The following is a 24,480-nucleotide window of genomic DNA, read 5'->3' on the forward strand; positions in this document are numbered from 1 at the left end:
TTCACACCCTGCCCTCCTCCAGCGTTGCCAGGATGATGCTCAGGAACATCTTCTGCGCCGCCTCGAAATCGCGCGCGATCGGCGCGGTCAGCCGGTTACGGGCGGCGAAATATGCTCCGACCCGGCAGATCTGCGCCCCGAATTCGGGGTGGACGCCCGCATCGTCATATTTACGGATGCGGCGTTTCGACAGCCAGCCCCGTTTGCCGGCCTCCTTCACGATCAGCTTGAAACGCTGCGCACAGTGAAAGGTCAGGTAGAGCGAGAGGTAGTTCAGATAGGGCTCCAGCGCATGGCCGCAGCCGGGGTCGAATTCCGAGCGCACAATCTCCAGCATCACCTCCGGTGGCACTGGCCACGCCTCGTCGCCGATCAGCCAGGCGATATCCTCGGCCCCGTGACGCAACCCGCTATACTCGAAATCGAACCAGCGCAGCACGTCGTCGCGGCCAATCGCGGCATTGCCCGACCGGCAATCCCATTTGACGAATTGCCGCCCCGGCTGCGCCACCGCCGCTTTGATCGCATCGAGGTCCACCGGGCCCGAGCGCCCGCCCGAATAGGGCTCCAGCCCGCGCACGCCCTCGGCGAAATTGTCGATCCAGTCGCGGTTGTTGCCCAGGTGCGGCATGATCTCGTGCAGCCGGGTCTTGCGGGACGCCTCCTGCACCATGAAGATCGCGCGCACGGCTTCGGCCGCCAGATCGGCCTGCCCGCCCGCGTCACGGGCCGCGATTTCCATGTTCAGGCGGCGCCCGCCGACATCGGATTGGAACATCACCTCACCGACTACGCCGAGGCAGCGCGGGACCAGGTCGCAATGGGGTGCGAGCTGTTTCAGGACATGTGCCTCAAGATGGGTGCGGCGGAAATTCGGGCGCAGCGTGGCGAAGACCGTGCGGTCGTCGAAATGCAGCTTGTAGCTCGCACGCCCGTCGCCGCCGGGCGCCGTCACCCGCCGGATCTTGTTGCCGAAATGCCCTTCCGCGGCCCGGACGACCTGGGTCAGACGTTTCTGCCGAGAGCTGTTCGTCACGTGAATACCTAGCAGTTTGGCGCGCCGGATGCCGACGCGGATCTGGAACCAAGGCCATGAATACCGCGGAATTGAGCCCGAATTGAGAACAGTCTTTGGCAACAATGGGCAAAGGAGGTCGCGTGATTCGGGCGCGAATTGCGCCAAGACCGCAATGGATTGTTCCGGAACCCCGTGAGAATCTTAATAGTACAATCAAGACTGTTTCCCGATCGAAAACCAAGCGCCTCATTTTCGACGAAAAATAACGAAGAATTTGCCCGATTTCGGAATTGTCCGTAAAGTTCCTATCGGATGGGGGTCCGAAATCTGAACCGGAATAGTCGCCTTTTGCGCAAGTGAAAGTGCTGCCCGAATGAATGCTGCCTGAAACAGGGGGACTCTCGATGTCTGAAGAATACCAAACCATTTATGAAAATGCCGGTGCCGGAAATGGCTCCGGATCGGGAGGAACGCGCGGATCTGGCTCCGGTGGCTCCAAGGGATCGGGCTCGGGCGGATCGCAAGGCTCCGGCTCTGGCGGCTCCAAGGGATCGGGCTCGGGCGGATCGCAAGGCTCCGGCTCTGGCGGCTCCAAGGGATCGGGCTCCGGCGGATCGCAAGGCTCCGGCTCTGGCGGTTCCAAGGGATCGGGCTCGGGCGGATCGCGTGGCTCCGGCTCGGGCGGCTCCAAGGGATCGGGCTCGGGCGGATCGCGTGGCTCCGGCTCCGGCGGCTCCAAGGGATCGGGCTCGGGCAATGATACCGCCAGCACGACGAAGGCCTATCACAATGGCGGCGTCGAGGGTGACTCCTTCGCGGATTGGTATTCGGCCAACCTGGAGACCGAGTTCAGCGCGTCCGGGTCCGAGGGCCAGACGATCCTGGACCTGTCCGATGCCGGTGCGGCCAAGACGATCAACGAATCCGTCGCCCCCGACGGCACCCATAGCGGCACGGTCGAGTTCTCCAACGCTGATGGTGAGCCCGTCGGATGGGGCCATTACGATGGCGTGGACGAGGTCATTCCCTCGGACGATCCGACCAGCAAGTATTACACCGAAGACGATCTCAACGTGATCGGAGCGCACGGCCCCGGCCAACCGCCGGAAGTCTCGCTCGATCAGTTCATGACGGATGGAAGCGACGGTTCCGACGCGGGCGGCACGAAAGGCTCCGGCACGGGCGGCTCTGGCTCCGGCGGCACGAAGGGATCCGGGTCCGGTAGCGGCGGCTCCGGCTCCGGCGGCTCCAAGGGCTCAGGCTCTGGGGGCACGGGTGGGTCCGGTTCCGGTGGCTCCAAGGGCTCGGGGTCTGGCGGCACGGGCGGGTCCGGCTCCGGTGGCTCCAAGGGCTCCGGGTCTGGCGGCACGGGCGGCTCCGGGTCCGGCGGCTCCAAGGGCTCCGGCTCTGGGGGCACGGGCGGCTCTGGCTCCGGTGGCTCCAAGGGCTCCGGGTCTGGTGGCACGGGTGGGTCCGGCTCCGGTGGGTCCAAGGGCTCCGGGTCTGGGGGCACGGGCGGGTCGGGATCCGGTGGGTCCAAGGGCTCGGGCTCTGGGGGCACGGGCGGGTCCGGCTCCGGTGGCTCCAAGGGCTCCGGGTCTGGTGGCACGGGCGGGTCCGGCTCCGGTGGCTCCAAAGGCTCAGGTTCGGGTGGCACGGGCGGCTCCGGGTCCGGCGGCTCCAAGGGCTCGGGCTCTGGGGGCACGGGCGGGTCCGGTTCCGGTGGCTCCAAAGGCTCCGGGTCTGGCGGCACGGGCGGCTCCGGGTCCGGCGGCACGAAGGGTTCCGGGTCTGGTGGCACGGGCGGGTCCGGTTCCGGTGGGTCCAAGGGCTCCGGCTCTGGGGGCACGGGCGGCGGGACGCAGTTGACCGCGGCTGCGGCAGCGCTGCCAGCGTTCAGCTATGACGCCCAGGACGACGCTTTGTCGGTTGATGACATCATGGCTCTGATGAACCAGGATGTCGACGATCCGTCCAACCAGCAGCAGGACTGGGAGGATGACGGGATGGACGACCTCCTCCTCTGACAGGAGGCCCATCCGATCAAACCGGTGCTGCGGGGCCTGAACCGTCCCGCAGCGCCTTTTTCATGCCGGTGCGCCCGCGACATAGACCTGCGCAACCGCGCGGTCGTCGCCCATGATCTGCAACACGAAAAGCTCTTCGGCCAGTGTCTCGGCGCGCTCCATCCGCAACGCCATCGCGTCGGTGGCGCGCGCGTCCAGCACCACGATATCGGCATCGCTGCCGGGGGCGAGGGTGCCGATCCGGTCCTCCATCCCCAGGGCCACCGCATTGCCGCGCGTAATCCAGTGGAAGGCGCGCAACGGGTGCAGGCGCTGGCGCTGGAGTTGCAGGATCTTGTAACCCTCGTTCAGCGTTTGCAGCATCGAATAGCTGGTGCCGCCGCCCACATCGGTGGCAATCGCGTTGATTGTCCCGCGCGCGCGCAGGCCCGCGTCGTCGAAGAGGCCGCTGCCCAGAAAAAGGTTCGAGGTCGGGCAGAAGACCGGCCGCGCCCCGGTTTCGACCAGCGCGTCGATCTCGCGCGGTTTGAGGTGGATGGAATGACCAAGCAGCATCTTTTCCGACAGCAACCCGTGCGACTGATACACGTCCAGGTAATCGCGCGCTTCCGGGTAAAGCTCGGCGGTGAAGGCGATCTCGTCGTGATTTTCCGACAGGTGCGTCTGCACGAAACAGTCGGGATGCTCAGCGACCAGCGCGCCGGCCATCTCCATCTGTTCCGGTGTCGATGTGATCGCAAATCGCGGCGTGATCGCATATTGCGCGCGGCCCCGCCCGTGCCACTCGGCGATCAGCGCCTTGCTGTCGTCATAGCTTGATTGCGGCGAATCGCGCAGCCCGTCCGGCGCATTGCGGTCCATCATCACCTTGCCGCCGATCATGCACATGTTGCGGCGGGCGGCTTCCGCGAAATAGGCCCGCGCCGAGGTCTTGTGGACCGAGCAATAGGCCACCGCCGTCGTCGTGCCATGCGCCAGGATCTGGTCGTAGAACCTGCCCGCCATCGCGGCGCTGTGGGCCGGGTCTGCATATTCGGTCTCCGCCGGGAAGGTGTAGTTGTTCAGCCAATCCAGCAGTTGCGCCCCCCAGGAGGCGATGACCTGCACCTGCGGGAAATGAATATGCGGGTCGATGAAGCCCGCCATCATCAGGTGCGGGCGGTGGTCGATGATTTCGGCATCCCCGGCCTGGCGGTTCACCTCGGCAAACCCGCCGCGCGCCACGATGCGGCCCCCCTCGATCAGGATCGCGCCATCCTCGATATGGATATGGGCGCTGTCATCCTCGGGGCTCTGCGGCTCGGCCACGAAATCCAGGATGCGGCCGCGCAGGAGGGTCTTTTGGGTTGTCATGGCTCAGGTATCCGTTTCTTGAAAGCACAGGGCGCATGGGGTCCACGCGCCCTGTGAAGTGTCCGGGTGAAAACGAAGGATTATTCGCCCGGGGTTGCGTGTGGCGCATCGGTATCCATGAAATCCGGCTCGTCCGGCACGATGATACGATGTTCCAGATCCTCCTTCGGCGCAATTGCCGGGTAGAAATAGAGGAATGCGCCGATGATCAGGTATCCGATGGTGATGCCGTCGAATTGCGGGGCCTGCAGCGTGTTGCTGTGGATGATCCCGACCGAGGACATCGCCGCCGCCGCGAGGGCGAAGCCGCCCGCGAAGCGGAACCGCCCGTCGATCACATCGGCCACGATCGCGCCCCAGACAAGCCCCGTGATGATCGCGCCCTGGCTGAGCGCGAGGTGCCCTTCGTAATGCGCCCCCTCGATCAGCAGCGCGGCGGTCAGGTCGGCATCCCCCAGGCCCGGCAGCCCCTCGACCCCCGTTGTGCGCAGCGCGTTGATCAGCGATCCCCACTTGGTCACCAGGAAGGCCGAGATATGCGGCAGGATCGCGAAGGCAACGGCGGCCATATGCGCCGGTTTCACCGCGAAGGCCGTGTTGGTGATCAGGCTGACCGAGACGAAAACCAGCACCGGGGCGGCGGCGGCAATCGGGATCAGACCGGCCAGGAAGGACAGGAAGCCCAGGAAGGCCGCCGCCGCGATGACCAGCGCCACACCGACGATATAGCCAGCATGGGCATCCAGCCGCTTGTAGGCGGGATGGCCGATATAAACGGTCGTCGGAAAGGGCGAGCCGAAAAGCGCGCCGATCATGGTGCCCGCGCCATCGGTCACCTGGCAGACGGCGACGGGGTAATGGTCGCCCGCGGCTTCGGCCGATTCGACGTTGTTCATGGTCTCGATGAAATTGTAGATCTGGACCGGGATCAGCACCAGGAACAGCTCGGGGTTGGCGAAGAGATACTGGATGCCCACGATCATGTCGCCCAGGTAGGGAACCGGCGGGTAGAACCCGATCCCCTCGGTGGTGAAGCTGGACTGCCCCAGGAAGATCGCGATGACCGTGCCGACGCCGATGGCCACCAGACCCGCGGGAACGTTGCCCGGCAGGCGGAAGCGCCCGATCAGGCCCCAGAGGATGAAGAGAAGCGAGGCAAAGCCGATGATCGGATACTCGAAGATCTCGGCCAGGGGCACCGATCCGATGAAGACCAGCGCGATACCGCAAAGCGTGCCAAGCATGCCCGCGCGCGGCGTGATCCGCTTCAGGAACGGCCCCACGATGGCCCCGAGCCCCGCGACGATACCGCCCATGAAACCCGCGCCGATGCCCACCTGCCAGGCCAGAAGCGCGTCATTGGTGGCCCAGTAGATCGGGCCGATCACGCCGAATAGATAGACGAACATCACCGGGGTCGAAATGCCATAGGGCAGCGCGGTGACATCCTTGCCCTGCCGGTTGGCCGCCCATTTCGCCAGGTAGGTATAGACCGCTACACCGGCGAGGATGGCGATGGCCGCCCCCGGCACGATGCGGCCAAAGACGATCTCGGCGGGCATCTGAAAGACGAATTGGCAGATCCCGGACAGGATCAGCAGGTTGACGAGGTTATCGGTAAACAGCGCCCAGAAGGCGTTGAAATCGCTACGCGTGAACAGCTTGTAATTGTAGGTTGTGCCGTCCATGACGGTCTCCTCCTCCTAAGACCGGGCCTGTTGCCTATGGGGCGACAGGGTGGCCGGTTTCCGTGCCCGTGGCGGGCGCTCCCTTTGGCCGTTCCGGCCGGTTCACGACAGTTTCAGAGGTCAATTCGGCCATCACCTCGGCAACCACGAAGGCCGCGATGACGCCGGGCCGCTTGTCGCGGCTGCCGTTCGCCCCGATGGGGCAAGTCAATTGGTCGATGGGCTGGCCCGCGTCGGCTTCACGGGTCCAGGTGCGGAATCTGGCGCGCTTGGTGGCCGAGCCGATCATGCCGACATACCCCGCATCGCCCCGCTCCAGCGCCGCCGCCGTCAGCAGGAAATCCAACGCATGGTCATGGGTCAGCACGATGAAGGCGCTACCCTGAGGCGCGGCGGCAATCTCGGCCTCGGGGATGGCGGAAAGGCGCGTCTCCACATCGGCGCGGCAGAGCGCCAGCTCCTCGGCCCGCGTGTCGATGAGGATGCAGCGCACCGGCAAGTGCTGGAACAGATCGGCCAGCGCGCGGCCCACATGGCCCGCCCCCATCACGTAGACATGGGGGCGTGCCTCCGTCTCCTCCCGCGCCCGCTCCATCGCGGCATAGCGGTCGGTCCGGTGCATCCGGGTGAGGCGCAACGCCACCCGCCCGCCGCAGCATTGCCCGATCTCGGGGCCAAGCGGCACGTCCATATCGCTGCGTGTCTCGCCGCTGCGCAGCATCGCACGGGCCTTGTCCAGCCCCATATATTCCAGTTGCCCGCCACCGATGGTGCCGAAAAGGCCGGTCTCGCTCACGAACATCTCGGTCCCCGCCTCGCGCGGCGAGGATCCCCGCACGGAGGTCAGCAGCACCCGGATCACCGGGCCTTGGGACAGGAAGTCTTCGAGCCTCATCGCCTCAGGCCCCCTTCATCCGCTGGACGGCCATCAACACCCGCTCGGGCGTGGCGGGCGCATCCAGACGCGGGCATTCGCGGTAATCGGCAACCGAGGCGACCGCCATCGACAACGCCTCGAAGACCGAGATGCCCAACATGAAAGGCGGCTCACCCACGGCCTTGGACCGCTTGATCGTCAGCTCGCGGTTCTCGGACCAATCGGCCAAATCGACGTTGAAGACGCGCGGTCGATCCGAGGCCAGCGGGATCTTGTAGGTCGAGGGCGCGTGGGTGCGCAGCCGCCCCTCCGTGTCCCACCACAACTCCTCCGTGGTCAGCCAGCCCATCCCCTGGATAAACGCGCCCTCGACCTGGCCCCTGTCCAGAACGGGGTTCAGCGACCGGCCCACATCGTGCAGGATATCGGTCCGTTCGACCCGGTATTCGCCGGTCAAGGTGTCGATGGTGACCTCGGAACAGGCCGCGCCATAGGCGTAGTAGTAGAACGGCCGCCCCTGCCCCTTGTCGCGGTCCCAATGGATGTCGGGCGTCTTGTAGAACCCGGCGGCGGAAAGCTGTACCCGCGCCATATAGGCCGCCTTGATGAAGGCGTCAAAAGACAGGGTTTCCTCACCGATCCGCACCCGGTTGGGCAGGAACGCCACTTCTTCCGCCGCAACGCCCCAGTGCTCGCAGGCGAAATCCACCAGCCGCGCCTTGATCTGCTCGGCGGCATTCAGCGCCGCCATCCCGTTCAGGTCCGAGCCCGAGGAGGCCGCTGTCGCCGAGGTGTTCGGCACCTTCTCGGTGGTCGTCTTGGTGATCTTGATGCGCTCGAAGTTGACCTGGAACGCCTCGGCCACCACCTGCGCCACCTTGGTGTTGAGGCCCTGCCCCATCTCGGTGCCGCCATGGTTCAGGTGGATCGAGCCGTCATTATAGACATGGATCAGCGCGCCCGCCTGGTTGTACCAGGTCGCGGTAAAGGAGATGCCGAATTTCACCGGCGTCAGCGCGATGCCCTTCTTCAGCACCTTCGATGAGGCGTTGAAATCAATGATCGCCTGCCGCCGCGCGCGGTAGTCGGCGCTCTGCTCCAGCTCGCCGACCAGACGGTCGAGGATATTATCCGTCACCTGCTGGTGATAGGGCGTCAGGTCGCGGCCCTCGCCGCCGTAGAAATTCGCCTTGCGCACGTCCAGCGGGTCTTGGCCGGTGGCATAAGCGATCTCCTCGATCATGCGTTCGGCCACGATCACGCCCTGCGGCCCTCCAAAGCCGCGAAAGGCGGTGTTCGACACGGTGTTGGTCTTCATCGGACGGCTTTCCAGCCGCACATGCGGGTAGAAATAGGCGTTGTCGGCATGGAACAGCGCCCGGTCGGTGACGGGGCCGGAAAGGTCCGAGGAATAGCCACAGCGCGCGGCGAAACTGCCGCCGACCGCCTCGATCCGGCCCTCGTCATCAAACGCCACGTCATAATCGACCACGAAATCATGCCGTTTGCCGGTCGCGGTCATATCCTGGTCGCGGTCGGGCCGGATTTTCACCGCCCGGTTCCATTTCTTCGCGGCCAGCGCGGCGACGGCGGCAAAGATGTTCATCTGGCTTTCCTTGCCACCGAACCCGCCGCCCATGCGCCGCACATTGACCACGACCGCGTTGGACGGCACGCCCAACACATGCGCCACCATATGCTGCGCCTCGGACGGGTGCTGCGTGGAGCAATGCACAACCACCTCGTCATCCTCGCCGGGAATGGCGAAGGCGATCTGGCCCTCCAGGTACATGTGATCCTGTCCGCCGATAACCATCCGGCCCTTGATCCGGTTGGGGGCGTTGGCGAACCCTGCCTCGACATCGCCGCGCTCAAGCTTCAGGGGCGCGGTGACATGCGGATAGCCTGCCTCGATCGCCTGCACCGGGTCCAGCGCGTGGGGCAGCGCCTCGGTCTCGACCTTGGCCAGTTCCGCCGCCCGCCGCGCCGCATCGCGGGTTTCGGCGACCACGGCAAAGAGCGGCTGGCCATGAAACTGGATCAGGTCGGTCGGAAAGACCGGCTCATCATTCTGGCCCGTGGGGCTGATATCGTTATGGCCCGGAATATCGGCGGCGGTCATCACGCCGACGACGCCGGGGGCCGCGCGCACGGCGCTCAGGTCCAGTGAAACGATCCGCGTATGGGTGACGGTGGAGACGCCCAGATAGGCGTGCAGCGTGCCTTCGGGCTGCGCAATATCATCGGTGTAGTCTGCGGCCCCCGTGACATGCTTGATGGCGCTGTCATGGATGCGGTCGGTATGGGCGGAGCCGGTGATGGTGACGTTGTCTTTCATCTCTTTGATCCTTCCCTCAAGCCGTCAGTTGGACGGGTGATGCGGCACCGTCTTGTTCCAGGTAGAAGCGGCGGAGGAGGTTCTGCGCCGAGAGCATCCGGTAATCCGAGGAGGCCCGCCAATCGCTCAACGGTTTGAAATCCCTCGGCAATGCCTCGGCCGCTGCGCCAAAAGCCGCCTTGCCCCAGGTCTTGCCAAGCAACGCCGCCTCGGCCTCGCCCGCGCGCTTCGGCGTCGCCGCCATGCCGCCGAACGCGATGCGCGCGGCGGTGATGGTCTCGCCCGTCAGGGTCACGCTGATGCCCACGGCGACCGAGGATATATCCTCGTCCCGCCGCTTGGAGATCTTGTAGGCCGCGTCGCGCTGGCCTTGGGCGGACAACGGCACACGGATGCTCTCGACGAACTCGCCCGCCGCGCGGTCCTGCTTGCCATAGTCGATGAAGAACGCCTCAAGCGGCAGGGTCCGGCGCGCATCACCCTTGCGCAGGACCACCTCGGCCCCGAGCGAGATCAGAACGGGGGGCGTGTCCCCGATGGGCGAGCCATTGGCGATATTGCCCCCCACAGTGCCCATATTGCGCACCTGCCAGCCGGCGATGCGGTCCCAATAGGGGCCAAGATGCGGAAAATGGCGCCCAATCGCGGCCTCGCAATCGGTATAGCTGGCGCCCGCGCCGATGGTCAGGGCGTCCGAGCCCTCCTCGATCTCTTTCAGCCCGTCCAGATGCCCGATGAAGATCGCGGGCCCGATGGGCTTGAGGAATTTCGTCACCCACAGCCCCACATCGGTGGCCCCTGCCACGATGGTGGCTTGCGGGTATTCAAGCAGCGCGGCGGCAAAATCATCGACGCTGGCGGGCAGGATGGCGCGGTTGTCCTCGGGGCCGGTGACAACGCGCGCGCCGTCCTGCATCGCGCGCAGTTGCGCGGTGATCGCCTCGCGCTCGGTGGTCAGGTAATCGGCGGCGGGGCTGCCATATTGGCTGACCGCGACGGCGGCGCGGATGATCGGCGCGTAGCCGGTGCAGCGGCAGAGATTGCCTTGCAGCGCGGTCTCGACCTGTTTCTCACTCGGCTTTGGCACCGCCATCCACAACGCATAGAGCGACATGACGAAGCCCGGCGTGCAGAAGCCGCATTGGCTCCCGTGATGCTCCACCATCGCCTGTTGCACGGGATGCAAACGGCCATCGGGGCCGCTCAGATGTTCCACCGTCACCACATGACAGCCGTCGCAGGAGGCGAGGAACCGGATGCAGGCATTGACCGGCTGATAGCTGAGGCCCTCCGCCCCGAGCCGCCCGACCAGAACCGTGCAGGCCCCGCAATCGCCCTCGGCGCAGCCCTCCTTGGTGCCGGTCAACCGGCGGTCGAGCCGCAGGAAGTCCAGCAGGGTCTGGCTGGCCCCCACATCCGCGACGCTGACCTCGCGCCCGTTCAGCAAAAACCGGATCTCGCGACGATGTTGCATGTGATCTCCCCCCATTCATTCGGGCCGAACCTCCTCCGGCTTGTGAAAACACTACCGCGAATGACTGCCCCGAAAAATCCACCCAATCGGGAAGCACTTTCAACAACGCGTTGATAAAATCGCCGATCCGTGCCACCTTGGGTTGCGCGCGGCAGGGAAGAGGAAGGCATATGTCCTATATCGAGAGCCTGCGGCTCTTCATCCGGGTGGTCGATCTCGGCTCGATCACCTCGGGCGGGCGCGACCTGCGCCTGACGCCTGCTGTCGCCAGCAAGCGCATCAAGGAGCTTGAGGCCCATCTGGGCGTGCGCCTCTTCAACCGCACCACCCGGTCACTGTCGCCCACCGAGGTCGGCAAGGTCTTCTACGGCGAGGCGCGCAAGGTGCTGGCCACGCTGGACAGCGCCGAGGCGCGGGTGGCCAATTTCTCGGACCATCCGCGCGGCGTGATCCGGGTGACAGCACCGCTTGGGGCGGGCCGCAGGATCATCGCGCCCCTGGTGCCGCAATTCGTCGATACCTACCCCGAAACCGAGGTCCGGATGCGCCTGTCGGATCGAAAGGTCGACATCATGGCCGACGGGCTGGACGTGGCCTTTTTCATCGGCAGCCCCGGCGACAGCACGCTGAAACTTCGCAAGATCATGGATTGCGACCGGGTGCTGTGTGCCGCGCCCTCCTACCTGGCGGAGTTCGGCACCCCTAAAAGCCCCGAAGACCTGATGGACGGCAAGGCCAATTGCCTGCTGCTGCGGTTTCCGCGCAGTCCCGAGTATTTCTGGGTGCTGCAAACCCCCGATGGCCCGCGCAAATTCGAGGTCGAGGGCAAATACGACGCCGATGACGGCGACGTGCTGACCGCCTGGGCGCTGGACGGGCGCGGCATCATCAACAAGCCGCGTTTCGACGTGGCCGATCACCTGCGCGACGGGTCGCTGGTCGAGGTTCTGCCCGACACGCCGCCCGCGCCGTCGATGTTCGGCTGCCTCTACCCGCACAAGAAACTGCTCGACCCCAAGATCCGCGCCTTTGTCGATTTCATCGTCGAGCGCGGCGCGCCCCGGCTGGACCCCGAGATCTGAGCCCCCCGCATGTCGCAAAGGGGCTTGACCGGACCGACCCGCGCGGAGCCTTCTGGCTTTGAACCGGAAGGCAGGGAACATGAAAACGCAAACTCGGGTCGTCGTCATCGGCGGTGGCATCGCCGGATGCTCGACACTCTATCACCTGACGCAGGAAGGCTGGTCCGATGTGGTGCTGGTCGAACGCGATGAGCTGACCTCGGGCACCACCTGGCATTCGGCGGCGCAGGTGACGAATTTCGGCATGACCCAGACCATGGTCGGCCTCAAATCGCATTCCATCGCGCTCTACAAGAAGCTGCGCGACGATCCCGATTACCCGGTCGGCTATCACCATGGCGATGGCGGCATCCGTCTGGCCAACCGGCCCGAGCAGATGGAGGGCTATCGCCATTTCGCCTCCGTCGCGCGTGGCATGGGGGTGGAGTTCGAGGTCATCGACGCCGCTGAATGCGCCCGCAGGCATCCGCTGATCACCACCGACAACCTGATTGGCGGGCTTTGGGATGGCGAGGATGGCGATATCGACCCGGCGCAGCTGTGCCAGGCGCTGGCCTTCCATGCGCGCAAGGCCGGGGCCGAGGTCTATCGCAACACCGCCGTCACCGGGCTGACGCAGAAAGCCGATGACAGCTGGACCGTGCAAACCGACAAGGGTGACATCGACGCCGAGATCGTGGTCAACGCCTGCGGCTACCGCGTGAACGAGGTCGCGGCGATGATGGGGGTGCAGCACCCCGTGGCCTCGATGGAACATCAGTATTTCGTGACCGAGGACATCCCCGAGATCGCAAATGCCGACCACCGGATGCCGCTCTTGCGCTGTCCGATCAGCGATTACTACTGCCGCCAGGAAAAGAACGGGCTGCTGCTCGGGTTCTACGAACAGGATTGCAAGACCTGGGGGCTGGACGGTATCAGCCCGGACTTCTCCAACGACCTCTGCCCCGACGACCTCGACCGGGTGATGGGCGTGCTGGAAGGGGCCTTCGCGCGGATGCCGGTCCTGACCGAGGCCGGGATCAAGCGGGTGGTGAACGGCCCGATCACCTACACGATCGACGGCGCGCCGCTGGTGGGGCCCATTCCGGGCAAGCGCAATGCGTTCTGCATCATCGGACTGCGGGCGGGCGTTGGCGAGGGCGGCGGGCATGGCTGGCTGCTGGCACAACAGATCGTGCATGGCGAGGCCTGCTATGACACCTGGGGGCTCGACCCGCGCCGCTTCGGGCCACACGCCAATGTGGAGCTGACCGCGCTGAAGGCCATCGAGGATTACCAGAACGAGTTTCGCTTTCACTTCCCCAACGAACACCGCCCCGCGGGCCGCATGGCGCGCACCACGCCGCTGACCCCGGTGCTGGCCGCCGAGGGCGCGGCGTTTACCGTTGTTAACGGATGGGAACGGGCCGAGTATTTCAAGCCCGCCCCCGGTTTCCACGTCACCCACGGCTTTCGCTTCGACGAGAGCTTTGACGTCGTGGCGGCAGAGGTCGCCGCCGTGCAGACCGGCGTGGGCCTGTGCGAAGTGAACGGCTTCAACCGCTTCGAGATCACCGGCGCGGATGCGGTCGGCTTCCTTGACCGGATGATCTGCGGACGCCTGCCGCGCAAACCGGGCCGCGTCGGGCTGGCCTATCTGCTGAACCACCAGGGGCGGCTGAAATCCGAGGCGACGATTGCCAACATCCCGGCCTCGGATCGGGGACCGGGCCGGATCTGGTATGGTTCCGCCGCCGCGTCGGAACTGCATGACATGGATTGGCTGCGGGCCAATCTGCGGCAAGATGAAGACGTGCAGATCCGGTCCCTGACCAATGACATGACCATCCTCGTGCTGGCCGGTCCGAAGGCGCGCGCGGTCCTGTCCAGCGTCGCGCGCGGCGACTGGTCGGCTGCCGCCTTCCCCTGGCTGTCCTTGCGCGAATGCTTCATCGGCATTGCGCCCGCGACCGTTCTCGCGGTCAGCTTCTCGGGCGAGCTGGCCTATGAGATCCACATCCCCAACGCCTCGCTGCACGCCGCCTACCTGGCGCTGCGGCTGGCGGGGGCCGACCATGACCTGCGGCTGTTCGGCGCGCTGGCGGTCGACGCCATGCGGATGGAGAAAGGGTACCTGCACTGGAAGGCCGATATCCTGAGCGAGTTCGACCCCTACGAGACCGGCCTCGACCGTTTCGTCGACATGTCGAAACCCGATTTCATCGGCAAGCAGACGCTGGCGGCGCGCGGCGGCAGGATCGAACAGCGACTGGTCACGCTGACCCTCGACAGCACGGACGCCCCGGCCCATCCCGGCGCGTCCGTGATGCTGGACGGTTTGGTTGTCGGCAGCGTCACCTCGGGCGCATGGGGGCACCGGGTGGGGCTGAACCTGGCCTATGCCTTCATCCGCCCCGACCTGGCCGGACCCGGCACCGGCATGGTGATCGACAGCCTCGGCCAGCCGGTTCCGGCCAAGGTTATCGCCGCCTGCCCCTATGACCCCGAGGGCACACGGATGCGCGGTTAGGCCGGGTTACTCACCCAACACCGCTTGCAGCCGCGCCATGACTTCCGCGCCCATGGCGGGGTTGTTGCGGGCCTGTTCGATCGCGGTGACCAGCGCCTCGCGGGCAATGGCGCCGATCTCGGCCCCCTCGACCATCTCCAGCGCGGCATCGGCGTCGAAAGTGGGCAACCCGGCCTCGGTGCTGTCTTCGGTGGCGTCCTCCATCGCGCTGGCGGCCTGTGCCTCCTCCACCTCAGCCTGCAGTGCCGCCATGTCGCGCTCGGCGCGGGCAAGCTCCGCCTCCAGCGTCACGACCTGATCCTCAAGCCGGGCGATCTGCGCTTGCGCCTCCGACGCCCCGGCGGCGGTCCCCTCCAGTTCCGTGCTGCGCGCCTCGGCGGCGGCGAGACGCGCCTCCAACTCGGCGCGGGCGGCGGCCCCGGCCTCGACCTGGGCCTGTGCCTCGGCCATGGCGGCCTGTGCGCGGGCCTCGGCGCTCAGGCTCTCTGCAAGCTCGCGTTCCAGGCTGGCGATCTCGGCGGCATCCTGGGTGCGGGCGGCCCGCATCTCCTCCAGCGCGGCCTGCGCGGCATTGCGCTCGGCAATCGCCGTCACCAGATTCTCCTGGCTGGCCTCCAGCGCCGCGCGCATCGTGGCCAGACGCTGTTCAAGGGCCGCCATCGCGCCATCATCCGCAACGCTGCCCGGCGTCGGCACCGGGCCGGTCGCGGCGACGCAATCCCATTTGCCGACATCGGGCCCGCCACTGATCTGGGCGCGGGTCTCGCTCAACAGCAGGTTGCCTTCGGCCAGGGCGACGCGGTAATTGCCCTGCGCCATTTCGATGACGACACCGTCATGGCCGACGAGGATATCCCCCCTGATCGTGTAGCGCTCGGTTCGGCCATTGACCTGGCATTCCACATCCAGTTCAACATCCGAAGATTCCCCGACCATCGGCGCGACGCCGTCGCCGGGGCCTTGCGTGGTGACGGGCGGCCCCGCCAGCGCGGGCGCGGCGAGAACCAGTGACAGGGGCAAAGCGGTGATGAAACGGGTCATGGCGGATGAAACCTCCCTGGAATTGCGTATATTGAATAAACGGTGCGACGGACGAATTTGTTTCCGGCTCGCATCCTCCCGCCCGAAAGCCTAGCCAATTTCCCGCATTCTGCATAGGGCGGTGGGTCAGGTCGGTGCCCGTGTGCTCTGGAACCTGTGCGGCGAAATGCCAAAACGCGTGCGGAACCTGCGCGAGAAATGGCTGCTCGAGTCGAACCCGCAGGCCGAGGCGACATCGGCCACCTTCAGGTCGGTTTCCGCCAGCAGCATCCGAGCACGGGTCAGGCGCAGATCGGTCAGGTATTGCTTGGGCGTGACGCCGACATGCGCCAGGAACAGCCTCTCGATCTGGCGGCGCGAGACGTCGAACTCCTCCGCAAGCTCATCCAGCGTGAAGAGGTCCTCGATATGCTCCTCCATGTAGCGCAGGATGCGCAGGAGCTTGCGGTTGCGGGTGCCGAGCGAGGCGGCGCGGCTGGCCTGCTGCGCCTCCTCCTCGGCGCGGTGGACGGGGTGCAGGCACATGTTCAGCACCGCCTGCGACAGGCCCGAGCCGAAGCGCCGCGAAATCAGGCTGAGGAAAAGATCGGTCGCCGCCGACCCGCCGCCACAGGTCAGGATACGCCCGTCGATGACGTAAAGCTGATCGAGCGGCTCCAACCCCGGAAAGGTCTCGCGGAAGGGCGGAATATTCTCCCAATGCAGGGTGAAGTCATGGCCCTTGAGGATGCCCGCCTTGGCCAGCGCGTAGGCCCCCGAACACAGGCCGCCGACGCTGTGGCCAAGCCGCCAGTGATGCCGGAGCAGCCCCGCGACCCGGTCGGTCACCACGGTGTCGGGCTCGACCCCGGAACAGACAAAGAGGCTGTCGGTGATCTCGGCCCCCGCCATGTCGGTCGAGGCGCTGATCTCGACCCCGTTGGAACAGCGCACCGGGCCGCCATCCTCGGTGATGGTCTGCCAGCGGTAAAGCTCCTGCCCTGTCAACTGGTTGGCGATGCGCAGGGGCTCAATGGCCGAGGAAAAGGCCAGCATCGACAGCTTGGGCAGCATCAGGAAGCTGATCACCTCGGCGGTCTGTCCCCCGGCCAGGTCCACCTGCGCCACGCCTTTGGGCACCACCGGCACGATCATAGCCCGAGGGCCCTGCGCCGTTCCTCCGCGAAGCCTTGCACGATGCGGTCCGAGATCAGCGCCAGGATCGCCATCGCCGCACCCGCGGCGATGCCGAGGCCGACATCCGCCTGACCAAGCGCCAGGTAGATCGACTGGCCAAGCCCGGTGGTGCCGATAAGCGCGGTGATGACCAGCATGGCGAAGGCATAGAGGATGGTCTGGTTCAGCCCCAACAGGATCGTCGGGGCCGCGAAGGGTGCCCGCACATCGCGCATGATCTGGGTCTTCGTGGCCCCCGCCGCGACCGCCGCTTCCAACAACTCGGGCGGCGTCGTGACCAACCCATGCCGGGTGTAGCGGATCATCGGCACGATGGCGTAGAGGATGATCGCCAGGAAGGCCGAGAACTCGCCGATCTGGAAGAACATCAGCACCGGGATCAGGAACACGAAAAGCGGGATCGTCTGCAACATGTCGCAGATGGGGCGGATAATGGCCCAGGCGATGTTCGACACCGCCGAGAGAAGGCCGAGCAGACCGCCAAGCACCGCGCAGGCGATGACCGCCGCGCCGCAGAGGTAGAGCGACAGTAGCGCCCGTTCCCAAAGCCCCGATACCAGGATCAGCGCCAGCAGGACCAGCGCCAGCCGCGTCAGCTTCCAGCCGCCCGCGACCCAGGCCACCGCGCCGACACCGAAGAGGACGAAGGGCCAGGGCAGGTCCGCCACCCCGGTCTCAAGCACCACGGCCATGACCGGCAGGCTGGCCCCGAACGCCACACGGCCCGTCAGCGCGACCGCGAGGCCAAGCGCCGCACCGCCACCAAGCAGCACCCAGGACATGGTGGCGGTCCAGGAAAACCCCCAGGTGAAGGGCAAGACGGCGCCGTCCAACCCGATCCGCAGCGGCAGAAGCCCATAGAACATCGCGGTGTTCTTGATGCTGTCCAGCGTCGCGCCGGTCGCGCGGGTGAATTGGGTCAACGCGCCATCCACGGCCTCGACCGTCGGCGCCAGCAGCGCGATATCAGATGCCGCGGGCAGCGCCGCCCAGGCATAGACCGCCAGCGCGGCGGAGGCGGCCAGGATGATCCAGGAAATCCGCAGATCGTGGCGGTCCCGGTTGGTCGCCATCCGGGCCGAGATGCGGTCGATGATGATCGCGAAGGCCACGATCACCAGCCCGGCCAGAAAGCTCTGCCCGAAATTGGCCTGCCGCATCGTCAGCAGGACCTCCCACCCGATATCGTCGAAGCCCCCGATCACGGCGGCGATGATGACCATCGACAGCGCCGCCATCAGCGACTGGTTCACGCCGATCATGATCTGGGTGGAGGCCGCCGGGATCTCGACCAGCGCCAGTTGCTGGCGGCGGGTGGCGCCCGCCATGATGCCCGCCTCCTTCACCTCGGCCTCGACCCGCTGCAGGCCGAGAAGCGTGTTGCGCGCCATCGGCGGCGCGGCGTAGATCGCGCTGGCGATGAGGCCCACCACGGGGCCGAACCCGAACAGCAGCAGCAGCGGCGTCAGATAGGCAAAGGTCGGCACCGTCTGCATCAGGTCCAGCGTCGCCTCGATCCAGGGCCGCGCGCGCGGGCTTTCATTGGCCCAGATGCCGATGAAAAGGCCCAGGATCAGCGCCAGAGGCACCGAGACGAAGACCAGCGCCAGCGTGTTCATCCCCTCGACCCAGTAGCCCGAGGCCAGCACGAAGCCGAGGCCGATGGCGGAAAGCAGGGCCAGCGACAGCCCGCCCGCATACCAGCCAAGCGCCACCGTCGCGCCGATGATCAGCGGCCAGGGCGTCTGAACCAGCGCGACATTCACCCAATCCATCGGATAGCGCAGCAAGGTCGAGATCACCCGCACCACAGGCCGGATCAGGTCGAAGAGCCATCCCAAACCTTGCGAAATCCAGTCGGTCACCGGCAATGTCCAGGCATCCGGCCACTCCCACAGCCAATCCGCCCGCCCCTCCAGCGCCAGGCAGATCGCGGCGACCAGCAGGCTGGCCAGCGCCGCGCGGGTGCCGGGGGTCAGGTACGGCAGGGCGGTAGCGGGGGGGGCGGTCTGGTCGGTCATTCGCTGTCGACCGTCAATGCGTCGGCCAGTTCCTTGGGGTGGACATAGCCCGCCATCTTGCCGTCGCGGTCATAGACCGGGACATTTTCGTAGCAGGACATGCAGGCCGCAAGCGCATCATCCAGCGTCATGTCGATGCGCAGTTTGGGGTCGTCCGGCATCTCGGGCAGCGGCCCCTCGGTCTGGATCACGGAATCGAGGCAGGCATGGCGGCCCCGCGCCACGTCCTTGGAAAACTCGCGCACGTAGTTGTCGACCGGTTTCAGCACGATCTCGGCGGGCGTGCCGATCTGCACGATACGCCCGTCGCGCATGATGGCGATGCGGTCGGCCAGTTTCAGCGCCTCGGTGATGTCATGGGTGATGAAGACGATGGTCTTGCGCAGGCCCGACTGGATCTTGAGGAACTCATCCTGCAACTGGCGGCGAATGAGCGGATCGAGCGCCGAGAACGGTTCATCCAGAAACCAGATATCGGGGTTCACCGCCAGCGACCGGGCAATGCCGACGCGCTGCTTTTGCCCGCCGGAAAGCTGCCTTGGATAGCTGTCCTCGCGCCCGTCGAGGCCGACCATGTCAAGCACCTCGAAGGCGCGCGCACGCCGCTCCGCGCGGGACTTGCCAAGCATTTTCAAGGGGAAGGCGACGTTCTCGGCCACCGTCATATGCGGGAACAGGCCGAAATGCTGGAACACCATGCCCAGTTTGCGGCGGCGCAGCTCGATCAGGCGCTTGGGGCTGGCGGCAAGAATGTCCTCGCCGTCGATCAGGACCGACCCGGCGGTCGGCTCCACCAGCCGCGAGATGCAGCGCACCATGGTCGACTTGCCGGACCCCGACAGCCCCATGATGACGAAAAGCTCGCCCTCGCGGACCTCGAACCCGGCATCCTGCACCGCAGGGATGAGTCCCTGTTGCTTCAACTCCTCGGCGGCCTCGGGGGCGGATCCGGTCCGCCCCCGTGCCTCTTTCAGCCTGGCCCTGGCATCATTGCCAAAGACCTGCCACAGCCCCTCGACGGCAATCGCCGGAGTGCCGTTCGCATCGGGTGTGGTCATGTCAGGCCCTTATTCGGTTGCCGCGGCGATCATGGCCGAGATTTCCTCGGAGTTCGCTTCCACATAGGCGGCCGCGACCTCCTCGACCGATTGCCCGTCGACATCGACCGCACCCATCATCGGCTGCTGGTCCTCGGTGGCCAGTTGGTAGGCTTCCAGGATCTCATAGGCGGCGGGCCATTGCTCCTCGAACCCGGACCAGGCCACCTTGAAGATGCGCGAGGGCAGGAAATCGCAGTCAAAGGTCGCATCGGGGTTCACGCCCCAGGACGGATCCTCGTAGCATTCCGGCGTGCCCGCGGGCAGATCGACAAAGGTTAGATCATAAGCCGAGACCGCCCAATGCGGCTGCCAGAACACCATCAGAAGCGGCGTCTCGCGTTCGGTCGAGGCGCGCAATTCGGCGATCAGCGCCCCTTCGGACCCTGCGGGCACGGCGCGGTAGGGCAGTTCCAGACCGGCAACGCGGTCGGCCCCCGGCGTGCCCCAATCGGCGGGGTAATCCACCAGGCGGCCCTGGGGGATGGTTTCCGCCGTTGCGAATTGCATCGCGCAGTCATTCAGCGCCTCCCAGGCCGGCAGGCCGGGGCAGATCTCGGCGACATGGGCGGGGTAGACAAAGCCCTCGCGCGCGGTCAGGCCAAGGTCCGAGACCTCGACCACGCCGCCCGCTTCCAGCTGGTCGTAATACTGGTCCGAGACGTTCGATTCCCACACTTCCAGCGCGGCGTGAATCTCGCCATCGGCCATCGCCTGGTACATGTTCATGTAGCCGGCGGTGACATATTCGACGGTATAGCCCGCCTCCTCCAGGATCTGGCCCGCGATTTGCGTGGTCAGGTGCTGCCCGGTCCATTCATTGATCGCCAGCCGGATCGGCGTGCCGGTATCGCCCAGTTCGGCGGCCTGCGCGCCCCCGATGGTGGACAGCACAACGGCTGCGATTGCGAGTTTCTTCATGTCTTGCTCCCTGTTGTTGGCCGCCCTTCGCGGGCCGCTCTGATCAGATTACGGGCGTCCCCCTGGTGATCCTCACCGGAATGGACACCAATTTGACCGGATCGGCCCTGGCGGGCCGAGCCGAAGCACTCTTCCTTGATGCAGACGGTCGCCGCCCGCGCGCCGGTAACTCCTGTATTCCGGGCGCAGTATGGCGCGGTTTCGTGCCAAGATTCCACCCCCTTGCGCGCCCTGCCCCCGCTTACTGCCCCTTGGCCGCCCGTTCGGCCAGCAGTTTCGACAGCCAGTCGGGGTCCATCTCGGGCACCGAGGACAGCAGCAATTCCGTGTAGGGATCATGCGGCGGCTGGAACATGTCGGTCTTGGGCCCCTGTTCGACCACCCTGCCCTCCTTCATCACCACGACCTCGTCGGCGATGGCCTTCACCGTCGCCAGATCGTGGGTGATGAACATATAGGCTAGGTCGAACTCGGTCTGGAGCTTGTCCAGCAGCTTGAGGATGCCCTCGGCGACCAGCTGATCCAGCGCCGATGTGACCTCGTCGCAGATGATGAACCGGGGTTCGGCGGCCAGGGCGCGGGCGATGCCGATGCGCTGTTTCTGCCCGCCCGACAGCTCGGATGGCAGGCGGTCGATATAGTCGTCCGGCTCCAGCTCGATCAGGTCCAGGAGGTTGCGGATGCGTTCGGTCAGCTTGCGGCCGCGCAGCCCCAGATACATCTGCGCGGGCCGGCCGATCAATTCGCGGATGCGCAGTTTCGGGTTCAGCGCGGTGTCGGCCATCTGGTAGATCATCTGCGCCTGGCGCAACTGGTCACGGCTGCGCTGGCGGTAATCGGGCGGCAGTGCCTCACCGTCGAACAGAACCTCGCCCCGGCGCGGCGGCAGGAGGCCGGTGATCACCCGCGCCGTGGTCGATTTGCCGGACCCGGATTCGCCCACCACGGCGACGGTGCGGCGCTGGTGAATGTCGAAATTCACATCCATCAGCACATCGACCGTGCCATATCCCGCGGTCACGTTGCGCACCGAGACAACGGGCGTGGTGCCTTTCCCGACCGGCGGCTGTTCCGCGCGGGTATGACTGCGCACGGCCCAAAGCGACTTGGTATAGTCCTCCTGCGGGGCGCTCAGCATCGTGTAGGTATCGGCCTCCTCGACCTCGTCGCCCTTCAGCAGCACCTTGATCCGGTCGGCCATCTGCGCCACCACCGCCAGGTCATGCGTGATGTAGATCGCGGCGGTGTCGAATTGCTCGACGATATTGCGGATCGCGGCCAGAACCTCGATCTGCGTGGTCACGTCCAGCGCCGTGGTCGGTTCGTCGAAGATGATCAGATCGGGGCGGCAGGACATCGCCATTGCCGTCATCGCGCGCTGCAACTGCCCGCCCGAGACCTGGTGCGGATAGCGAAAGCCGATGCTGTCGGGGTCGGGCAACTGCATCCGGCGGTAGAGGTCCACCGCGTCGCGCTCGGCCTCCGCCTTGCCCATGACGCCATGCTGCACCGGGGCCTCGGAATACTGGTCGATCAGCTTGTGGGCGGGGTTGAAACTGGCCGCCGCCGATTGCGCGACATAGGCGATGCGCTTGCCCAACAGCTTGCGCCGCGTGTCCTTTCCGGCCTTGCGCAGGTCGATCCCGTCAAAGTCGATGGTCCCGCCCGAGATGCGGCAGCCGTCGCGCGTGAACCCCATCGCGGCGAGGCCGACGGTGGATTTCCCCGCCCCCGATTCCCCGATCAGGCCCAGAACCTCGCCCTTGCGCAGGGTCAGGTCCACACCGTTGACGATCGGCGACCAGGTCTCGTCCGAGCGGCCCTCGATCCGGAGATCCTTGATGGTCAGCAGCACATCCTTGTCGGCGAATTGATCGCTCATATCGTTACTCCTTCAATCCGCTGGCGCGATGCAACTGCCAGTCGACGACGAAGTTCACCGAGACCGTCAGCAGCGCGATGGCGCCCGCCGGCAGCAGCGGCGTGATGTCGCCAAAGCTGATCAGCGTCGCGTTTTCCTTCACCATGGAGCCCCAATCCGCCATCGGCGGCTGCAACCCGAGCCCAAGGAAACTGAGCGCCGAGATCGCCAGGAAGACAAAGCAGAAGCGCAACCCGAACTCGGCCACCAGCGGGGCCAGCGCATTGGGCAGGATCTCGCGCGTGATCAGGTGCCACTTGCCCTCGCCGCGCAGCTTGGCGGCCTCGATATAGTCCATCACCACGATATTGACGGCGACGGCACGGGCGAGGCGATAGACACGGGTGGAATCGATCACCGCGATCACCAGGATCAGCGTCACGATGGAGGTGCCGAAGATGGTCAGCAGCAGAAGCTGGAAGATCAGCGACGGAATCGCCATCAGCGCATCCACCGCCCGGCTGAGAACCTGGTCCAGCCAGCCGCCCACGGTCGCCGCCAGCAGCCCCAGGATGGATCCGATGAGGAAGGCCAGGGCCGTGGTGGCGAAGGCGATGCCGACCGTGTTGCGCGCGGCAAAGATCATCCGCGACAGCATATCCCGGCCAAGCGTGTCGGTGCCGAGCCAATGCTCACCGTCCCAGGGCTGGAACTCGCGCCCCACGATCTGCGTCTCGGGGTATGGCGCGATCAGCGGCGCGAAGACCGCGACGACGATATAGATCAGGATCATCAGCATCCCGAAACTGGCGGTCAGCGGCGCGGTGCGCATCTCCTTGGCGATGCCCCTGGGGCTGACCAGGGTCATCACCGTCTTGAACAGCCAGCCCGCGGCCATGGCGGCCACGATGAAACCGATGAAGTAAAGGATGTTCAGCAGAATTCCCATATCCCAACCCCCTCAGCGACGATGGATGAGACGCGGGTTCGACAGGGTCGAAAGCACGTCCGCAAGAAGGTTGAGCAGCACATAGGCCGAGGCGAAGATCAACGCCACCGCCTGCACCACCGGCATATCGCGCGAGGCGACGCTGTCGACCATCAACTGGCCGAGGCCGGGATAGACGAAGACCACCTCGACCACCACGACGCCAGTGATCAGATAGGCGAGGTTCAGCGCGATCACGTTGATGATCGGGGCCAGCGCATTGGGCAGCGCATGTTTCACGATCACCCGCATCGGGTTCATGCCCTTGAGACGCGCCATCTCGATATAGGGCGATGCCAGCAGGTTGATGATCGCGGCCCGCGTCATCCGCATCATGTGGGCGGTCACCACCAGCGTCAGCGTCAGCGCCGGCAGGAAGGTGCGATAGAGGATCTCTCCCCACCCCGCCGTGGCCGGGATCCGCGCCATTGACGGGAACACCCCGGTCTGCGCCAGCCACAGGATCAGGATATAGGCCACGAAGAATTCAGGGAAGGAAATCGCCGTCAGCGCGGAGGCATTGGCGATGCGGTCGAACATGGAGTTGCGAAAGAGCGCCACCAGGATGCCCAGGATCAGCGACAGCGGCACCGCGATGGCCGCGGCATAAAGCGCCAGGAACAGCGTGTTGCCAAGCCGCGTGGCGATCAGGTCGGCCACGGGGCGCCGGTTGGACAGAGAATTGCCGAAATCGCCCGTCACGACCCCGCCGAGCCAGTCGAAATAGCGCGTCACCATCGGTTGATCGAGCCCCAGTTCGCGCCGGATGGCGGCCACAGTCTCCGGCGTTGCGGACTGGCCCAGGAATTCTTGCGCGAAATCGCCGGGCAGAAGTTCCGTCGCCAGGAAGATCAGCACCGATACGATAAACAGCGTAAGCAGCCCGAGCGCCAATCGCTTCGCGATCATGCTCCAGATATGTGACATTCGTTCCCCCTCGTTGGGTCGCCGCGCCATCTTGCGTGCCGCTGGCCATGGGTCGTCATTTGAAAAACCCCCGGCCGTT

At 65.8% G+C, this 24,480-nt stretch carries 17 protein-coding genes; 3 read left to right on the top strand and 14 right to left on the bottom strand.

Annotated elements, in window-relative coordinates:
• Position 1 precedes the first annotated feature (1 nt).
• Positions 2-1,036 carry a phosphotransferase family protein gene (locus tag HNS34_RS14780; RefSeq protein ID WP_328700545.1) on the bottom strand — a complete coding sequence of 345 codons (1,035 nt, stop codon included), beginning with the start codon at positions 1,034-1,036 and terminating at the stop codon, positions 2-4.
• 386 nt (positions 1,037-1,422) lie between these two features.
• Between HNS34_RS14780 and HNS34_RS14785 the strand changes: the two genes are divergently transcribed.
• Positions 1,423-3,045, top strand: coding sequence for a hypothetical protein (locus tag HNS34_RS14785; protein ID WP_172320870.1), 1,623 nt, complete (start codon positions 1,423-1,425; stop codon positions 3,043-3,045).
• A 60-nt stretch (positions 3,046-3,105) separates the two neighbouring features.
• Here the strand turns inward: HNS34_RS14785 and guaD are convergent, their stop codons facing one another.
• From guaD to xdhA, 5 genes are all read right to left on the bottom strand, one after another.
• Positions 3,106-4,398 (bottom strand): guanine deaminase, encoded by a 1,293-nt coding sequence (guaD, locus tag HNS34_RS14790; protein ID WP_172320871.1) that lies wholly within the window; start codon positions 4,396-4,398, stop codon positions 3,106-3,108.
• 80 nt (positions 4,399-4,478) lie between these two features.
• A complete protein-coding gene (locus HNS34_RS14795) occupies positions 4,479-6,086 on the bottom strand; it encodes a xanthine/uracil/vitamin C permease (RefSeq protein ID WP_172320872.1) in 1,608 nt (535 codons plus the stop codon).
• 34 nt (positions 6,087-6,120) lie between these two features.
• Positions 6,121-6,981, bottom strand: coding sequence for a xanthine dehydrogenase accessory protein XdhC (gene xdhC / locus HNS34_RS14800; RefSeq protein ID WP_172320873.1), 861 nt, complete (start codon positions 6,979-6,981; stop codon positions 6,121-6,123).
• A 4-nt stretch (positions 6,982-6,985) separates the two neighbouring features.
• On the bottom strand, positions 6,986-9,301 hold the full coding sequence (xdhB, locus tag HNS34_RS14805) for a xanthine dehydrogenase molybdopterin binding subunit (protein ID WP_172320874.1): 2,316 nt from the start codon (positions 9,299-9,301) through the stop codon (positions 6,986-6,988).
• A 16-nt stretch (positions 9,302-9,317) separates the two neighbouring features.
• Entirely contained in the window at positions 9,318-10,775 is a 1,458-nt protein-coding gene (xdhA, locus tag HNS34_RS14810) for a xanthine dehydrogenase small subunit (protein ID WP_172320875.1), read from the bottom strand.
• Positions 10,776-10,945: 170 nt separating this feature from the next.
• Between xdhA and HNS34_RS14815 the strand changes: the two genes are divergently transcribed.
• Complete coding sequence (locus HNS34_RS14815) at positions 10,946-11,857, top strand: LysR family transcriptional regulator (RefSeq protein ID WP_172320876.1); 912 nt, start codon at positions 10,946-10,948, stop codon at positions 11,855-11,857.
• A 79-nt stretch (positions 11,858-11,936) separates the two neighbouring features.
• Entirely contained in the window at positions 11,937-14,369 is a 2,433-nt protein-coding gene (locus HNS34_RS14820) for a GcvT family protein (RefSeq protein WP_172320877.1), read from the top strand.
• Positions 14,370-14,375: 6 nt separating this feature from the next.
• Here HNS34_RS14820 and HNS34_RS14825 read toward each other — a convergent pair whose 3' ends face one another.
• The 8 genes from HNS34_RS14825 to HNS34_RS14860 form a co-directional block, all read right to left on the bottom strand.
• Positions 14,376-15,410, bottom strand: a complete 1,035-nt coding sequence (locus tag HNS34_RS14825) for a coiled-coil domain-containing protein (RefSeq protein WP_172320878.1) — start codon at positions 15,408-15,410, stop codon at positions 14,376-14,378.
• A gap of 126 nt (positions 15,411-15,536) precedes the next feature.
• Entirely contained in the window at positions 15,537-16,544 is a 1,008-nt protein-coding gene (locus HNS34_RS14830; RefSeq protein ID WP_172320879.1) for a GlxA family transcriptional regulator, read from the bottom strand.
• A complete protein-coding gene (locus tag HNS34_RS14835; RefSeq protein ID WP_172320880.1) occupies positions 16,541-18,607 on the bottom strand; it encodes an ABC transporter permease in 2,067 nt (688 codons plus the stop codon). Before HNS34_RS14835 ends, HNS34_RS14830 begins: the two co-directional genes overlap by 4 nt.
• Positions 18,604-19,665, bottom strand: coding sequence for a quaternary amine ABC transporter ATP-binding protein (locus tag HNS34_RS14840; protein WP_172320881.1), 1,062 nt, complete (start codon positions 19,663-19,665; stop codon positions 18,604-18,606). The genes HNS34_RS14835 and HNS34_RS14840 overlap by 4 nt, the downstream gene beginning before the upstream one ends.
• A 9-nt stretch (positions 19,666-19,674) precedes the next feature.
• Positions 19,675-20,625 (bottom strand): ABC transporter substrate-binding protein, encoded by a 951-nt coding sequence (locus tag HNS34_RS14845; RefSeq protein ID WP_172320882.1) that lies wholly within the window; start codon positions 20,623-20,625, stop codon positions 19,675-19,677.
• Between the two features lie 241 nt (positions 20,626-20,866).
• Positions 20,867-22,507: an ABC transporter ATP-binding protein gene (locus HNS34_RS14850; protein WP_172320883.1), complete on the bottom strand. Its 1,641-nt coding sequence runs from the start codon at positions 22,505-22,507 to the stop codon at positions 20,867-20,869.
• 4 nt (positions 22,508-22,511) lie between these two features.
• Positions 22,512-23,435, bottom strand: coding sequence for an ABC transporter permease (locus tag HNS34_RS14855; protein ID WP_172320884.1), 924 nt, complete (start codon positions 23,433-23,435; stop codon positions 22,512-22,514).
• A gap of 12 nt (positions 23,436-23,447) precedes the next feature.
• Positions 23,448-24,401, bottom strand: coding sequence for an ABC transporter permease (locus HNS34_RS14860; protein WP_172320885.1), 954 nt, complete (start codon positions 24,399-24,401; stop codon positions 23,448-23,450).
• Positions 24,402-24,480: the final 79 nt, after the last annotated feature.

The sequence above is a fragment of the Alterinioella nitratireducens genome, from assembly GCF_013155465.1.
Lineage (GTDB): Bacteria > Pseudomonadota > Alphaproteobacteria > Rhodobacterales > Rhodobacteraceae > Alterinioella > Alterinioella nitratireducens.

Bases quoted from the DNA above. Each gene is read 5' to 3' on its own strand.
- HNS34_RS14785 (WP_172320870.1), top strand. From the start codon at position 1,423: ATGTCTGAAGAATACCAAACCATTTATGAAAATGCCGGTGCCGGAAAT.
- guaD (WP_172320871.1), bottom strand. From the start codon at position 4,398: ATGACAACCCAAAAGACCCTCCTGCGCGGCCGCATCCTGGATTTCGTG.
- HNS34_RS14795 (WP_172320872.1), bottom strand. From the start codon at position 6,086: ATGGACGGCACAACCTACAATTACAAGCTGTTCACGCGTAGCGATTTC.
- xdhC (WP_172320873.1), bottom strand. From the start codon at position 6,981: ATGAGGCTCGAAGACTTCCTGTCCCAAGGCCCGGTGATCCGGGTGCTG.
- xdhB (WP_172320874.1), bottom strand. From the start codon at position 9,301: ATGAAAGACAACGTCACCATCACCGGCTCCGCCCATACCGACCGCATC.
- xdhA (WP_172320875.1), bottom strand. From the start codon at position 10,775: ATGCAACATCGTCGCGAGATCCGGTTTTTGCTGAACGGGCGCGAGGTC.
- HNS34_RS14815 (WP_172320876.1), top strand. From the start codon at position 10,946: ATGTCCTATATCGAGAGCCTGCGGCTCTTCATCCGGGTGGTCGATCTC.
- HNS34_RS14820 (WP_172320877.1), top strand. From the start codon at position 11,937: ATGAAAACGCAAACTCGGGTCGTCGTCATCGGCGGTGGCATCGCCGGA.
- HNS34_RS14825 (WP_172320878.1), bottom strand. From the start codon at position 15,410: ATGACCCGTTTCATCACCGCTTTGCCCCTGTCACTGGTTCTCGCCGCG.
- HNS34_RS14830 (WP_172320879.1), bottom strand. From the start codon at position 16,544: ATGATCGTGCCGGTGGTGCCCAAAGGCGTGGCGCAGGTGGACCTGGCC.
- HNS34_RS14835 (WP_172320880.1), bottom strand. From the start codon at position 18,607: ATGACCGACCAGACCGCCCCCCCCGCTACCGCCCTGCCGTACCTGACC.
- HNS34_RS14840 (WP_172320881.1), bottom strand. From the start codon at position 19,665: ATGACCACACCCGATGCGAACGGCACTCCGGCGATTGCCGTCGAGGGG.
- HNS34_RS14845 (WP_172320882.1), bottom strand. From the start codon at position 20,625: ATGAAGAAACTCGCAATCGCAGCCGTTGTGCTGTCCACCATCGGGGGC.
- HNS34_RS14850 (WP_172320883.1), bottom strand. From the start codon at position 22,507: ATGAGCGATCAATTCGCCGACAAGGATGTGCTGCTGACCATCAAGGAT.
- HNS34_RS14855 (WP_172320884.1), bottom strand. From the start codon at position 23,435: ATGGGAATTCTGCTGAACATCCTTTACTTCATCGGTTTCATCGTGGCC.
- HNS34_RS14860 (WP_172320885.1), bottom strand. From the start codon at position 24,401: ATGTCACATATCTGGAGCATGATCGCGAAGCGATTGGCGCTCGGGCTG.